Raw genomic sequence first — 15,879 nt, 5'->3', positions numbered from 1 at the left:
TATGTTGACTGCGAACCGGGAACATTTGCATGTACAAATACATTCAACTACGGCTAATTATTTGGTAACTGAAGAAGTATCATAGGAAGATTGCATAATCTCCAGATATCGATTAATGTTCAGTCCCTCTAGGCCTTTCACATATTCATCCCAATCCTTATCCAGACTTTTGGCGCCTGTAATAAATTGCAGGGCGTTCTGATCGATGTAATCCTTGAGATTGGTCTGCATCATGCTGGCTTCATCAGCAAGGGACGGATCTACCCACAATGCCCAATGAGGGAAAACCTCTTTCGGTTCCTTGCCCTCCATTAACAATGTCGCCTCATAGAGCCGTCGCTCATAACCATCATTGGCATAGATGTCTGTTCCCTGCACTTCTGCGTCCCGATATGCACGATGATGATTGTACTGACTCAATGCAGCCCAGCTATCGTTACGAGGTTCTTCTCCGGAAGGAAGAGGAATGGCTTTATAGAGCGGTTCTACCTGATCATTGAGCGCCACTTCGCCTTCCTGTGGTTTACGCCAGCTTGTGCCCTCCTCTCCCAGATAAGAAGCCATGGTTCCTTCCTGGGTGTAGAAATAATCCAGCAGCTTTATAGCCGCGATCTGCGTTTCCTCACTGGCTTTGTTTGTCAGTACAAAGGACGCTCCGGGATCAATCGGATAGTTGTACGTAGCATAAGCAGCATGGGGTCCCTTCAATGGAGGGATGGGATTGTAATCATTCCCGTAAGGTGAACCTTCGGCAGTCGTTACGAATAACGATGGATGCATGGCTGCCCCGGCACCCAGAAGCTGTGCGTCGGCGTTATCGCCAATTTTTTTGAAGGCCCCGACATTTTGAGTAAAAGCCCCTGGATCAATCAACCCTTCATCGTACAGGGATTTAATATAGGCAAGTCCTTCTTTCCACTCCGGTTTGTTCACTACGGTCTCCACTTTCCCCTGATTGACAATCAGATAATTCCGATCGTCGTCATAGATAAAACCGTTCATCAAGTACGGAATAATGTGCACACCGAAATTTTCAGTCGAACCGCTTAGAGGTACTTCGTCGGCTTTGCCGTTCCCGTTCGGGTCTTTCGTTTTAAATGCCCGAAGCATTTCCTTAAATTCTTCTGTCGTCGTGGGTTCGGTCAGGCCCAGTTGTTCCATCCATTTGGTGTTGACCCACATCTTGTTCGGGTATGAACAGTGAAAACATTCATTCAGCCCCGTCAGACCGTAGATATTTCCGTCTGGAGCGGTGTTCATGGCCCGATAATAGTCATTGCTTTCAAGCACTTTTTTTATATTGGGAGCATGCTCCTCAATCAGATCATTCAGCGGCAAAATAACCCCCTGTTGACCAAACTTCAACAAGTCTGTCTGGGAGAAACGATCTACCCAAGGGATAAGCAGATACAGGTCCGGATAATCACCGGAAGCCAGTGAAATCTGTCTTTTCTCCGCTGCACCGTCGAATGGAACCGTGGTCCAGTTGAACTGAATATCAAACTTCTCTTCCATTTTCTTCGTGAATTTGTTTGTGGACAGGTTGGTATCCGAACCCTGGTGAGCAAATACATTAATGGCTGTCTTGCCTGACGGATCACTGCCTTCCCCGTTCCCTTTATTAGAACTCGAGCATCCGGCAAGTACCAACGAGGTAAACAGCATACAGGCAAGAATGATGAATCCAGCTTTTTTCAATACAATCCTCTCCCTCACATATAGATAGAAATGAACTTATCCTTTGACTGAGCCAATCAGCATGCCTTGCACAAAATACCGTTGAACAAAAGGATAGATGATCAGAACCGGCAAGCTGGCCATGACAATTAACGAATACTTCATGAGTTCAGCCATCTGCTGCTGTTTAATCATTTCCGATGCATCCATGTTCCCTGTACTGCTGTTCAGAATAAGAATACTGCGCAATATCAGCTGTAGCGGATAGAGCGACTGTGATTTTAGATAAATGAGGGCGTCAAAGTATGCATTCCACTGACCGACAGCGTACATAAGTGACAACACGGCGATAATCGGTTTGGCGAGTGGCAGGATAATACTGTAGATGAATCGGATGTCACTGCAGCCATCGATGTCTGCTGCTTCGGACAACTCTTCCGGTATCGAATTCTGAAAAAAGGTACGGGCAATGATGACTTGCCATACCCAGACGGCATTGGGAATCAGCAACGCCCAGCGGGTACCAATCAGTCCCATGGTTTTGACCACCAGATAAGTAGGGATCAAACCGCCTGAAAACAACATGGTGAAGGTAATAAACATCATTAACGAGCTGCGGCCAACAAACGTTTTTTTGGATAATGGATAAGCAATCATAATGGTCAGTGCCACGCTGATGAAGGTGCCGCAAGCTGTATAGAAAAGGGAATTGGCATAACCGGTAAGGACTTGATCATTGCGCAATACAGACTTGTAACCGTCAAACGTCAGGTCAATGGGCCACAACCAGACTTTTCCCGAGGAGACGGCAGCTGGGCTACTGAGCGAAGAACTCACAATATAGATCAAGGGATACAGCACGGCAATCAGCACTACAGTCAGCATGAAGTAAACAACCGTTATAAATACGCGGTCTCCCCAGGATTCACGAATCGTACTACTGCTCTTGATCCGCGAACGACCTGCATTTGTCTGTGTGTTAGGCATGGGTTGGTTCTCCTCCTTTCGCTCCCGTTACCATAAGCTTGTATTGGACAGTCGCTTGGCGACCGCGTTTACGATTAATAGCAGAGTCAGGTTAATCACCGAGTTGAACAGGCCAACTGCAGTAGCGAAGCTGTAATTGGCATTCAGCAATCCTATTTTATAGACATACGTGGAGATGATCTCCGAAGCAGACAGGTTGAGCGGATTTTGCAGCAAATATATTTTTTCGAACCCAACAGCCATGATATTCCCTACACTCAGGATCAGAATGATGACGGCTGCCGGAAGTAGTCCAGGCAGATCAACATTAATGATTTTCTGTATTCGGTTGGCTCCGTCCACTTTGGCGGCTTCATACAGGGATGGATCAACACCTGCCAGAGCAGCCAGATATATGACTGCGGAGTACCCCATTCCCTGCCACACATCGGAGAATACGTAGATGGATCGAAACAGCCCGGGCTCACCGAGAAAATTCACCGCTTCGAAACCAAGGGCACCTGCAATCGTGTTGACAATACCCAGCCTAGGAGACAGAAAGAGCATAATGATGGAGACCATAACAACGGTAGAGATGAAATATGGAGCATACGTCACCATTTGTACTGTTTTTTTGAATCGTATGTTTTTAATTTCGTTCAGCGCCAGCGCCAGTAATATAGGAATCGGGAAACCAACGATCAGGCTGTAAAACGAAATGTAGAGCGTGTTCTTGATCAGCATAACAAACGCCGGATTTTTGAAAAGCAATTCGAAATACTTGGTTCCGGCCCATGGACTGCCCCAGATCCCCTTGATGACGTTGTAATCTTTAAATGCCAGGACCGCATTCACCATGGGTACATACTTGAAAATAATAAAGTAAGCAATCGGTGGCAGGATCAGCAGATATAGCTGCCAATGTCGCCTCCAGCTTCTGGATAATGCTTGCTTCAAGGCAAACGCTTTACTTGGTTTCTCCACGGACTTTGATTCACTGGTTATTGTGGTTCTCAGAATCATCCCCCCATTCTTGGCTCCCAATCGTGCTGAACTCCAGCTCAATTTGGTAGCGCTTACTTTTTTGAGTAATCATAAGATTGCGCTGGGGATGCGTAAAGGTACAGTTACGCTGAGAAAGTACAAAAAGCGAATATAGTTCCCAAGAAACAGCCTACATTAACCGCTATGAACGTCCATTTTCCGAAATACACTCGGAGAAATGCCGCGTACCCGCTTGAAAGCTCGGCGGAATGAATGTGCACTGTTATACCCGGTGGCCTCCGCGATCTCATCAATGGTCTGACCAGTGGAGTGCAACAAGTTCGAGGCAGCATCAATGCGTACCCGTTCTACATAATCGGAAAGATTCTCTCCCGTGTGTTCTTTGAACAGTTGGGATATAAACTTCTCGGACTTGCTCATGTGCTCGGCAATCCGGTAAATCGTCAAGTTTGCATCCCCATAATTATGTTGGATAAAACAAATCATTTCGTTTACAGTATCCGCATGTGCTCCTGCTCTTCTTCTCTGGAAATCACCGCAGATGTCTTCTGTTAACCGTTTGAATTTTGCCCGCAGCGAAGTAATCGTTTCTGTCATCTGAATGGATGTCAACCGAGATTTATAATCCTCCAGCAGGGAGGCATCCAGCTTGAATTTGGGTTCGTCCAGCTTCAGAAAAGTCCCCTTCAGCTCCATGATGAACTGCTGTGTCATCTCGTAGGATAGTTCCCGCTCCTCTAAATTACGAAGAAATAATTGGTCCAGAATACGTATCGCCTCTTCAGGCTCCCCGACTTTGATCGTGTTCAGCAAGCGCTGTTCAGACTCAATCGGATAATAGAACATTTCATTTTCCTTCATCGTATCTTCAAATCTCACCAGATGATCTGTTCCCATATGAATGGCATAATCCAGAGCTTGTTTGGCTTCGTCAAAGGAACGTCCTGCATCATTCCAAACCTCGTAAGCTGCACCTGTGCCAATTGTTGTAGATATCCGATGCTCCCGGTAGATTACTTCCATCAAGCTGTTCAGCTCTTTTTCACATCTCCCTATAGCTTCATTCAGTTGGTTCTCATCCACTGGACAGGCAAAAGCGATCTGGTCTGTTCCCCAATCCGTGATTAGCAGCTGCGCATTCCACTCTGTAAGTACCTGTTTGATGAGCAGCCTCGCGACACCCAGTTCATGGATAGTTTCTTCACTGTCCAGATTGGCATATCCGTTTACCTTCACTAAGCCTGCCAAGCCCTTGCTGCTATGAAGAGAAATGTGCGCCTGGGATGATATAACCTCCAACTCAAGTGAGGTATAGACTTCTCCGGTTAACAAACGTTTGATAAAACCGTCTCTCAATAACGGAATCTGCTCATTCATGGCGTTTTTAAGTGAGTCATTATTAGCAATGAGATTGTTAATATGGCTTGCCAAAAAATCATATTCATTGCCCCGTTTGCCTGAGGAATCGGTGATTTGTTCCCGAAAAGAGGCCAACAATCTGTATACGGGTGCACTATTCCGATAGGCCAGAACCAGCCCGAATAACAGTCCCAAGGCAATGGTTGCCAAAGTAAAGACCAGCGTGACTTGTTTGATTTGGTCCGCTTTTGTCATGAGTGCTTTCTCCGGAATCCCTGCCATGTAATTCCATCCATTTTGACTGGACTGTATCGATATCAGCAGCCGACCATCACTTCCAGGCTGTACGTTCTGCACGTTTAGCTCCGTTTCCGCAGCGCTACCTTCACTCCGACGATCCTGTGCCATTTGCTCGGCCTCGGCTTGTTCAATACCAAGGGAGAAAATGATCTGCCCTTCCGCATCAGTGACGAGAGTCCAGCCGCCATATTGATCCACAATATTTTGAGTAAGGCTGCCCATCTGATCCTGATCAATCATGATACCAATCGTAGCTTGTGGTTTGTTAAAGCTGTTCAAAGGCAGAGATTGCAGAAACGTGATGGCGGGAACGTCTGCAAGCACTGTGCCGAGTATTTCACGTTTATAGTTTCGAAGCGGTATGATTTCGTTAAAGTGAGGTTGTTTGAGAATTTGGTCATTCCATTGCTCATACGACATACCATCCAGCTGATTGGCTGCATAATAATGCTCCGGACGATAATAGACGGTTCTTGGTGTGATGATGGCATTGTAGTTTGGAATGTGAATGAAGAAATGAGACAAGTAATCATTGGTACTGCTGTACATGGAGAGGCTCCGCTGCATGCGGTTCATCCCGTAGACGTTGTAGAGATCATCCGGCTTCGGGCCAGCAATTAAATTTTGCAAATCGGGATTGACGGCTAGCTGTCTAGTAAAGGCTTCGACTTGCAGAAGATTACGCTCAATGATCTCTTTGCCGAGACTCAGCGACTTCAAGCTGTTCTCAATGGAGCTGGAACGAGCCGCTTCAATGGAAGCTCGGTAAGAGGCATATCCCGCGATTTGAGGAATCATCAGAATGATGAGATACGAAATAAGGAATCGGCGGAACACGGGTGAAAATTTGGACCATAGGAGCTGCATATGTACCCTCCCTTTTTTAATCAAGCGCTTACATTTCTCTGTGAAAGGTAGCTGTTCCATGATACACCGTGCATTTCTTCCTGGTGAAGGTACAACTTCTTCCTTATGGTACATTTACATCCTACAGCGTACAATGCTTGCATGAAAATAATTGTCTCTCTGCTGTTTGGCACACAAATATAGTTGTATCTTACCTTGGCACGGCCTTCATGCCAAAGTATCAAAAATTAACGCAAAAAACCTCCCCAAGACAAGTAATGACTTGGGGAGGTTCTTGTTTAACATTATGCCTTATTAATTGCTAACGGCAACAAATTTCCATTGTTGGTTTGTTGCACCCGTGTATGTGTTCTGCTGCAACTTGGCACCATCCGAAGTCGAAGCGTTTGCCACTTCAATCGCTTTGTTGCTGTTCACGTTGATGATACTCCAGTATCCGTTGCCAAGGTCATTCACTTTGAAATGCTGAGCGGTTGTGTTCAGATTGCTCATGAGCTGGACCACTTCCCCATTGGTGTTGGTACCGTTACGAATGTCGATGACTTTGTCCGGTGAGTTCACACTTGTCAGTGTATAGTTACCGTTGCCGATCGAGGTCAGAACCCACTTCTGAGGGTTGCCGCCCAGATCACTCCATTGCTGGAGCTGAAGATTGTTTTCGTTTAGACCACCAGGGACATCAATAACCTTGTTGGAATGCCGGGCTACAATTTTATAGGTTGCACCGGATACAAGACCTGTTGTTGGTCCACCTGTTCCACTGCCCGGGTAAGTCTGAGCACGTTCATGGTACCAGTTAAACAGGAATCGTCCCATGGCACTCCGTGAAGCATCTCCATCCCATTTCAGTCCAGCCGTTGGGTCGGCAAAGGAGCTTCGTGGTCCTTCACTTAGAATGAATCCGTTCATATGAGCTGCAATGCTTACATTGCCTGCGGCGTTGAAGATTGTTTTGGTATTGGTACCAAAACCTTCATTGCTGCCATTAAACAAGTTCCAATAGGCCGAATCGCCAGGTTTGTTTTTGAACCAGGTTACCTCGGTAATGTTAATCGGATATTTGTCAGCGGCTGCCTTCACGTTGGTATTCCACTGGTCTTGCAGGATGGAGAAGTTGTCATATGCGCCATAACCAGGGTACCAGTGAACCGCATACCCATAGTTGTTGAGCGGATCAGTCAATGGATGGCTTGCCGTCAAGCTGTAAAATTGGTTGTATCCCAGACCTGCCGCCCAGATAACGTTGTCCGCACCTTTGCTGCGAATTGTTGAAATCATGGAATTTTGGAAATTACGCAGGTCATTCCAGTGATCCACAAAATCATTTTCCCCGTTGTATCCACCCCAATGTCCATTCGCATAGGATTTCACTGGTTCGTTGATCAGTTCGAAGTGAACGTTGTCTGCACTTTTGATCTCCGGACGTGAAGCGAGATAACCCCAGATTTCGTTGAATTTTTGCAGGTTGGCAGGTGTTGTTGCCTGATCATCCTTCAATGTGAAGTCCAGTCCCAAGACAACATAGACACCTTTTGTTTTGGCATATTGAATGTACGGAATAATTACATTTTGCGTAACGGTCTGCACACCGGCAAAGTTATATGTACCAGCAGCAACATCTCCCATGTCCTGACGATCGATGAACAGACGTACCTGATTCATATTCCAGCCATGATTGCTTCCGTACTTCGCGCTGGTGTCCGCAAATGTATCGGTAATGTCTTTCAGATAAGCCAGTGTAGCTGCATGACGGTTATTGCCGTGCAGATTGAGATAATAATTGCTGTCCTGATACGTCCAGTAGGCACCTGAGGGTTGATGCCAACCGTTCAGTAGCACAGGCTGGTTGTTGCTGTTCACCAGGTTTTTGCCGTTTACGTGCAGCTTGCCCATCGGCATGCCCACCCATGCTTCGGCACGGCTGCCTCCCCATGGAGCAATTGTGATCAATAACGCCAGAATGAGTACAAGTTTACAAGATGTCATGAACTTCTTCACTTTAATTCCTCCTGATCTGATATATTGCCTTGCAATAACGCGAGTAAGCTCCGTCAGAGTATCTCTGATCAAACAGATCGCTCAGGTCGGCGCTCGCTCCCGCAGCCCGTTCCACACCAGCAGGGGGATCCTGCGCAGGGAAGGATCGTGGTTCTGCTGTGAGCAGACGTTCATGAGATCGTTACATGCCCCCTTTTCACAGATGGAATGTTGCATGAAGTTCCTCCTTCCTCTTCCAGTCTGATCCCACTCCAAACGTACAGGAGAACTTAACTTAACCGACGATTCCCGTACGCTCTACACTCTCTACGAAATATCGTTGCACAAACAAATAAATGACGATCAAAGGCAGAATGGCAAGAAGAATTCCTGTATCCTGGATCATGCTCAGATAGAACGGATCGGCCTGGGAAGCTGCACCGTCAGTAACCTGCTGGGCCAGATTATACGGAAGGGACGATAACTGGGTCGACATGACTTTACTTGAAGTCAGATAAGTTGTCGTATAAAAGCTATCGTTCCACTGCCATACGAAGGAAAACAGCATGACTGTTACCATGGACGGAATGGCATTGGGCAGCATGATTCTTGAAAATGTTCGCCCGATGCCCGCGCCGTCCACATAGGCCGCCTCCTCCACTTCCTTCGGAATACCCCTGAAGAATTGCCGGAAGATAAAGATGTACAAACCGGCCTTAAGTGAATTGGCCGTAATCGCCGTCAGAATAAACGGCCAATAGGTATTAAGCAAATTAACAGGTTTGCCGGCTATAAGCGTCATAAGCCCCATCAGATCAAAACTTTTCAGATTCAGGTATACCGGAATGAGAATAGTCGTTGGCGGTACAAGAATCGTCAGAATTACACCAGCAAACAGCCAGTTGCTTCCCCTGAATTTCAGTCTGGCGAATCCGTATCCTGCAAGTGCACAGGATGCTGTAGTCAGCAGTGTAGTTGTTGCAGACAGGGCAAACGTATTAAACAGCGTTGCCCAGTAATCCATGACGCGTATCGCCTCTTTGAAATTGTCGATGGAGAAGTTCTGTGGAATCCACACCACCACTGCCGAATATAGATCACCTTTAGCTTTGATGGATGTGGAAACCTTCTGAAATATGGGAAACAGGATCACGAAGGAAAGCCCGGTAATCAGAACGAATCGGATCATGGCCCACAGCCAGCCTTTCCAATGCTCCAGCGATAATAATCGTGATGTTGTCACGTGGGACACCCTCCTTTCTAATCTTGATAGAAGACTCGCTTCGAGAAAATGATGTTTACGATAACCAGAATGATGGCAATGGCCAGAAAGTAGACCCATGCCATGGCAGAACTTAATCCAAAGTCAAATTTGACGAAGCCGGTATCCCGGATCAGTTCCGTCATGGCGTTATTGGCAAACGAATCAATGATTGTATAGATCGCATTGACAAAAATAAGCGGGCTGACCATCGGGAACGTAATTTTCCAGAAGGCTTCATAACCCGTTGCCCCTTCCATCTTCGAAGCCTCATACAGTTGAGGGGAAATCGTCTGGATCCCTGCCAAAAAGATCAAAATCTGTACACCGGATTGACTGACGATCTGATAGATCCGATCTACGGCGCTGCTCAGATACGTGACGATCCAATCGCTCACTCCAGCGTTAACCATCAGATTTTCGAGTTCAAATGTCCCGAGTGAGCTTCCACCTGTGCTGCTCTGATTAACCGCTTCAATCAGGCTGGTGCTCTCCAGTGTCATAATCACTCCCGATGCCAGAATAACGGGCAGGAAAAAGATCGACCGCGCTACAGCCCGGCCCCTGAACTTCTGATTCAGGATGACGGCAAGGAACAGACTGAATATAACGATAAGCGGTACGTTGATGAGTACGTCTGTGATCGCCTCAATTAACGCACGGTTAAAGCTTGTATTGACGGTCAGCGCCTGAATGTAATTGGCAACACCGTTGAACTGAATCGCTATGCCTTCCGCGTTAGCCTGAATTGTACTCATGCTGTATCGCAGAGAGGCTAACAGCGGAATGAAGAAAAACAACACAAAACCAATGAGCCAGGGAAGCACGTAGATTACGCCCCACATGGCTTTCTGCTGAGCATACGTACGACTTCCCCATTTCCATTTCAGGAGCGTCTTCAGAGCTGCTCACCACCAGTCACATAGCTTTGGGCTTCCACTGTATCGTTGTTAACTTCTACAGGGAAGTCGTTATAATTGACGATTACGAACCCGCCACCTTCATATGTTGTCCGGAAGACGCCCTCCTCCAGGGATTCATGAGAAATCATGGAACGTCCGGCAAACGGTTGGTTCACCTGGTTCACCTCGTTGTAGATCTCGGCAGCCAGATCGATCCATTGTTCATAATTCGCCGCGTAGAGATCATCATAATCCGTTTCTTTCACAACATGGTTTGGCGCATTGAACCATGCAAAGTAAGGGCTGGCTCCATATTCAATCAGCTTCAGCACATATTGCCTTGCATTGGTATATGTGGAGAGATTGTATGGCGTCCCCGTATAACCGATACTGCCGTGTACAACGAGCTGATAGAACGGAATCTCTTCATCCTCCAGCTTGAAACGACTGCTAGTCATTGGCGCATCCGTCAGACCAGTTACATACGGCAGGGCATAAGCGTTCCCGCCTTCAGCAACAAGCGAGCCAGCCTGCTGCCGGATCTGTTCAAGTGCCTTCTTCACGGAGCCGAGCGCTTGTGTTCGGTCCACCAGCTTTTTCGGATTCATATCGCTGTTTAACTGAGCTGCCAGATCATTCAGGCTTAGTGACAGTCCATCCTTTTGAAGGGACCTCAGCTCATCTAACATGTCTGCCGTCACGTCCTCCAGCATGTTGGGCGAAAGCACATAGGATGGTGAACGATCCCGGTCCCGCCGCTGGATGGCCTGGTTCATCGGATACAAGACCGCCGGTTCCTGAGTTAATGTGCGTGAAGCTTCTTTGGACGGTTTAAACCCTTTTTTGGATTGCACATTCAGCAGAGCGATATCGGGATAGAAACCGATGCCCGCTTCTTGTGTAAATGCACTGAAATCCCGCAATCCCTTTTTCCCGCCTACCGCGCCATCTACCTGGATGGAATCCGGCAGTCGATGATGAAGTCCGCCGTTAAGCCATCCCGCATAGCGCACCTGAATATTGGATACCTTCTTCTCCGTCAAGGCGGAAAGAATATTTTTGGCTTCATCAAATGTGGTCAAAGCCTCCGTTGAATCATACGGTATGCCCAGCATATGCTGCCTTGTTGTCATGCCACCGAACAGTTGCAGATAAAAGGGAACGTTACTCTGCTCCTTGCTGGCGTTTAGCTCGGGAAGTCCGCCGTTTTGCACCAGATAATCCCGATAGAGAGATGCAAGCCCTGAGTACGAGGCCTTATCCGCCCCGACAAAAGCATATCGAACGACGAAGTCGGACGCGGTCGGTTTCTTCTGGAATTTCGGAAGTGTACGAACCATATCACTTGCCTGAAGCGTCACATCGCTCTTGTTAACCACATAGAAGCTTGGATATACGTTGTTGTAACTGCTCAGTTTGCCGCTGATATCGGCATTCACAACTGCAACGGCATCCCCTTGTTCAATAATGCCTAGGAAAGCTCCCTCTTTTCGAATCAGTCCAAATACCGGCAACCTGGCTCTGGCTTCATTCGAACTTGCTTCCCGTAGTTTCATGGTCATATCCGGTCCGTATATATCTTGTTGATAGGCAGGATACTGCAGCTTGCCATTGTTAAAATGGATCAGCGCTCCCGAACCGTCCGGCACCAGTATGGAGCCCTCTTCGTCTGAACCCCCGGCCCCGAAATAATCCATTACAGATATGCTGTTGATCGGATATTCCTCCGGAAAATGAATGCCTGAGGACGGAACACGTACAAGCAGATCCTCTCCATCCAGCTCATATTCCATCGTAAGCATAAACAGCCGTGGTCCACTTCGTTCCTCTTCGATGCCGAACTCAGCATGATCCTGAGCCAGATCCTCCGATGTGTAACCGGCTGTGTCAAAAGCCTTCAAGGCCCGGGACAATTGCAATCCTTGCATCGCCTTATCAATCCGGACGTAAGCCCCTTCATCCTTGTCTTCCGCATAGCCGACCTTCAAGGCCCGTTGCCCGGACTTGTCTAGCTGTGCAAGCAGCTTTTGTTCAAATCGCTCCTTACTGATCTTCATCGGCAAGTCTTCTATGGATCGCTCAGTGCTTCCAAACTGGTAGTGGACCCGCACGCCGCCTGGCAGCACCTCGTAGCTTATCTGCTTGTGTGCAACACTATCCGTGAAGGAATTCACGGTGCTGCTCTGTCCGAGGCTGTTGAAGAAGCTGAGCTTTGTTTGTGATGACAAAAGGTCTTTGTTTATCCCGGCTGCAACCCCATCCTGCTCACGATCTGCAGGATTGCTGCGCCAGATCTGGCCGCTCTGCGTGTGAATCACTGCAATCTCGGCAGTCTCTTCGTTAATGAACAACTGCAGCGCAGCATTCTGCGCAATGCCTACCATGTCGGGAAGGCGGACATCGCTGAACGATGATTTCAGTTTCTCTCCGGGAGGCAGGGAGGGAAAGTCCGTCGAATCTGCGGCAGTCACTGTCTCGTGAGCAAGCGGTGTTGGCGAGAATTGACAACCGCCAAGAAGCAGACTGCCCGCGAGCAGCATTCCTGTTATTTTTTTGGCTACGGCATATTTCATAACAATTTCCTCCTCCCTTAGCCCCGAAGCACTAATTCCTGATAGATGGTTACAACAAACGATACAATCTGCTGTACAAGACTGAAGAATAACAGGCACAGAAATGCCATAAACGCCATCGCCACAAGTGTCAGCAGCATCGTGAGCACCGTTTTGGCTGGTGTGTACTGATGAACCGTCATATTCCCCACAAATAACAGATATACCGTCCACGCAACGGCAAGTGCATTGGAGAAATAATAAAAGGCAGTTTCCTGCGCAGAGATCACAAGACTTAGCCAGATCCATGGAAAATGAATGAGGAACAACGGTACCAGTGCAAAACACGTTGACATGAAAATTTCGGAGAACTTGCCTTCCCCGTCCATCAATGTGGTTAACGACCAGTTGGCCACACACCAAAACAGCACCGGTATAATGACATATACCATTTCGAGCAGACTGTTCAGGTACTTTGGATTACTGAGGTTAATGAGAAAACCGCTGTACTGGGCATGCAAAATTTTGGTGATGACCAGAAGCACCAGGATCATGAAAGCAATCAGCAGTGAGTTTCTCTGGTTCCGTTCATATTTCAATTCCCAGTATCCGTCAAACGGATGAAATATCAGGTGCAGCGGGTACTGGTATAGTTCCTTACTTGATGCCTGCATTCGTAGTCCTCCTTTTCTGCCTGCAAACGATGATGACGGTGACAATCGCAGCGACAGCCAGGAATATACCGGACATCATCCATGAAAAATGCTCACGCATCAGCTCTTTGCGGTACAAAAGAAAAGCTTTGGAATACCCTTTTGGCTCCATGCTGCGCTTGAAATATTTCGCAGACTCGGCATATTCCTTCTGACGAAGCAATGCTTTGCCAATTCCCGCATACGCGTATTCCAAGTTAGCGTTCATTTCAGCAGCTTGGGCAAACAGCACCGAAGATTGATCTTCATCACCGTTATAGTAGCTGCGCACCGCTTCGTGGAGCGTACGTCCGTATTCCGTTGTTTGAAAGACGGTGATTTCTCCCAGCGCTTTATCCAGAACTAACATTCGGTCTCCCGCACGTTCCAGGGCAACAGGTGTATTAAACTGGCCCAGCCGGTTCCCGATGCCGCCATATATATGGAGCAGATATCCGTCTCCATTGTAGGTGAAGATTCGGCCCTTGCTGGAATCCAGTACAGAATACATGTCACTGTCACCCACATCCACATCAATCAGACGGGATGGCCCTGCTTCCTGGGTATACAGCAAATCACCCTGCGGAGTCTGATAGCCTTCTCTGCGCAAAATGTCTGTACCCTGGGCATTCAGCTTCTTGACCGGATCTTTGCCGCGATCCCCGCTAGTGGCGTAGATAAAGCCCTCTTCATCCATATCCAGATTGGTAAATTCCGTTGGAGTGAACATCACCATCTGACTGCGCTGCTCCCGTGTTGCAAACCGTTTCCATAGATACTCCACCGGGTCCACCTGAACTCTGTTCGCTCCAATGAAGGAAGAGAACGTACCATCGGCGCTGAACTCCATGAATCCATCAAATACGCCTTCGGCCATGACGTAGATACGCTCCCCTTTGTCCATAACAATCCGCATCGGTTTAAACTGGAAGTCTGCTTTTAACAGATCCGATTTTGGTTCAGACACGATCTTGACCAGCTTCCCCTGTTCATCCAGATGCACGACCCGGTGATTATCCGAATCAGCGACCAGCAGATGGCCCTTTTCCGTGACGTACAATCCCTGTGGATTCTTAAAATGATCTTCCTTGCCTTCCTGCTCGAATGAATCAATCGTCCGTACCAGCTTGAAGTTGCGATCCATCTCAATGATGCGGCCATTGCCCGAGTCGAGCACAAAGACGTGCTGATTGGCGGTAACATGCATGTCACTTGGCTCTTTCATCGGAGTTGTGTTCAGCTTCTTGCCGGTGATAATGGTTGTTGCCTCATATGCCGCCGGTGCCGGAACTGCGTCACCCCAGAATGAATAATGATACGCATCCGTTTTACCGTCTGCACTCACATAGGGCGCCTCTTGAACGAACAACAGGAGGCAGATCATGCCCATGATGATCGATTTACGTTTTTTCCATGTGCTTCTCCGCACCTCGCTGCCTCCTTTCTACTCTTTCATGCCCGATGTGGCCATCGTCTGCATAACACTGCTCTGAGAGATGATAAACAGGGTGATCGGTACAATCATCAGCAGCAAGGCAACAGCCGCACCTACACCGGCTCTTGCAATCCCTCCCTGCACAATCTGACTGAGCGCATAATGCAGCGTTTTGAGATTTTCACTGTAAATGAAACTCCCGCCATCCGTTCCCCATAAAGCTGGAAACTGCAGGATCATGAGTGTGAGCCATGCCGGTTTTACATTAGGCATCACGATGCTCCAGAATATCCGGTATTCATTGGCCCCGTCGATTTTGGCTGCCTCCAGCAAAGCATCAGGAATCTGCTCCATGAACTGTTTCATCAGGAAAAGTCCCAGCGAGAACGCAAGTGATGGCACAATAATGGACGCATGAGTGTTAATCCAGCCAAGCCAGGACATGACCATGTAGTTCGGAATCGCCGTAACATGCGGCGAGAACATCAGGGACAGAATGACAATGGTGAACAACACTTTGGAACCCGGAAAACGATATTTCGCCAGCGGATAAGCTGCTGCAGATGCAAGAAGGATATGCCCTGCTGTGCCAAGTATCGTAATGAGCAATGTGTTGGCAATATAGCGGGATAACGGCACCCACGAATTGCCCATGAGGTTGATCAGATCGGCAAAATTCTCCGTTGTCGGATTGTTCACCCAGAATCGTGGTGGGAAAATAAACAGCTCATCAAGCGGCTTGAATGCATTGTTGACAGCATAGATGAGCGGAAGCACCATAAAGGAGCCGAACACGCCCAGCAATGCAAATAACATCAGGCTGACGGTAAATGACCGATTAAGCCTTTTTGGCATGCCAAACACGGCACGTACTTTGCTGGTCATC

General features: G+C 47.8%; 11 protein-coding genes. All 11 read right to left on the bottom strand.

The window, feature by feature from the left end; genetic code table 11:
• Positions 1-57 precede the first annotated feature (57 nt).
• The 11 genes from MKY87_RS00125 to MKY87_RS00075 all read right to left on the bottom strand — a co-directional run bounded on the left by MKY87_RS00125 (position 58) and on the right by MKY87_RS00075 (position 15,878).
• On the bottom strand, positions 58-1,665 hold the full coding sequence (locus MKY87_RS00125) for an ABC transporter substrate-binding protein (protein WP_445669443.1): 1,608 nt from the start codon (positions 1,663-1,665) through the stop codon (positions 58-60).
• Positions 1,666-1,734: 69 nt separating this feature from the next.
• Positions 1,735-2,664 carry a carbohydrate ABC transporter permease gene (locus MKY87_RS00120; RefSeq protein ID WP_340962426.1) on the bottom strand — a complete coding sequence of 310 codons (930 nt, stop codon included), beginning with the start codon at positions 2,662-2,664 and terminating at the stop codon, positions 1,735-1,737.
• 27 nt (positions 2,665-2,691) lie between these two features.
• Positions 2,692-3,546, bottom strand: coding sequence for an ABC transporter permease (locus tag MKY87_RS00115; RefSeq protein ID WP_339790625.1), 855 nt, complete (start codon positions 3,544-3,546; stop codon positions 2,692-2,694).
• Between the two features lie 276 nt (positions 3,547-3,822).
• Complete coding sequence (locus MKY87_RS00110) at positions 3,823-6,174, bottom strand: helix-turn-helix domain-containing protein (protein WP_340962425.1); 2,352 nt, start codon at positions 6,172-6,174, stop codon at positions 3,823-3,825.
• A 294-nt stretch (positions 6,175-6,468) separates the two neighbouring features.
• Positions 6,469-8,172, bottom strand: coding sequence for an RICIN domain-containing protein (locus MKY87_RS00105; RefSeq protein WP_133384773.1), 1,704 nt, complete (start codon positions 8,170-8,172; stop codon positions 6,469-6,471).
• A 274-nt stretch (positions 8,173-8,446) separates the two neighbouring features.
• Positions 8,447-9,394: a carbohydrate ABC transporter permease gene (locus MKY87_RS00100; RefSeq protein ID WP_105598719.1), complete on the bottom strand. Its 948-nt coding sequence runs from the start codon at positions 9,392-9,394 to the stop codon at positions 8,447-8,449.
• Between the two features lie 17 nt (positions 9,395-9,411).
• Positions 9,412-10,257 (bottom strand): carbohydrate ABC transporter permease, encoded by an 846-nt coding sequence (locus tag MKY87_RS00095; protein WP_082219083.1) that lies wholly within the window; start codon positions 10,255-10,257, stop codon positions 9,412-9,414.
• A 53-nt stretch (positions 10,258-10,310) separates the two neighbouring features.
• Positions 10,311-12,887: a DUF5696 domain-containing protein gene (locus MKY87_RS00090; protein WP_340962424.1), complete on the bottom strand. Its 2,577-nt coding sequence runs from the start codon at positions 12,885-12,887 to the stop codon at positions 10,311-10,313.
• A 17-nt stretch (positions 12,888-12,904) separates the two neighbouring features.
• Complete coding sequence (locus MKY87_RS00085) at positions 12,905-13,540, bottom strand: YIP1 family protein (RefSeq protein WP_076331158.1); 636 nt, start codon at positions 13,538-13,540, stop codon at positions 12,905-12,907.
• Positions 13,524-14,987, bottom strand: a complete 1,464-nt coding sequence (locus MKY87_RS00080) for an NHL repeat-containing protein (protein WP_340962423.1) — start codon at positions 14,985-14,987, stop codon at positions 13,524-13,526. The genes MKY87_RS00085 and MKY87_RS00080 overlap by 17 nt, the downstream gene beginning before the upstream one ends.
• Positions 14,988-15,002: 15 nt before the next feature.
• Positions 15,003-15,878, bottom strand: coding sequence for a carbohydrate ABC transporter permease (locus MKY87_RS00075; RefSeq protein ID WP_026081082.1), 876 nt, complete (start codon positions 15,876-15,878; stop codon positions 15,003-15,005).
• Between the last annotated feature and the right edge of the window lies 1 nt (position 15,879).

Source organism: Paenibacillus sp. FSL R7-0198, assembly GCF_038000415.1.
Taxonomy (GTDB): Bacteria; Bacillota; Bacilli; order Paenibacillales; family Paenibacillaceae; genus Paenibacillus.
This window is presented reverse-complemented; position numbering and strand designations above follow the sequence as displayed.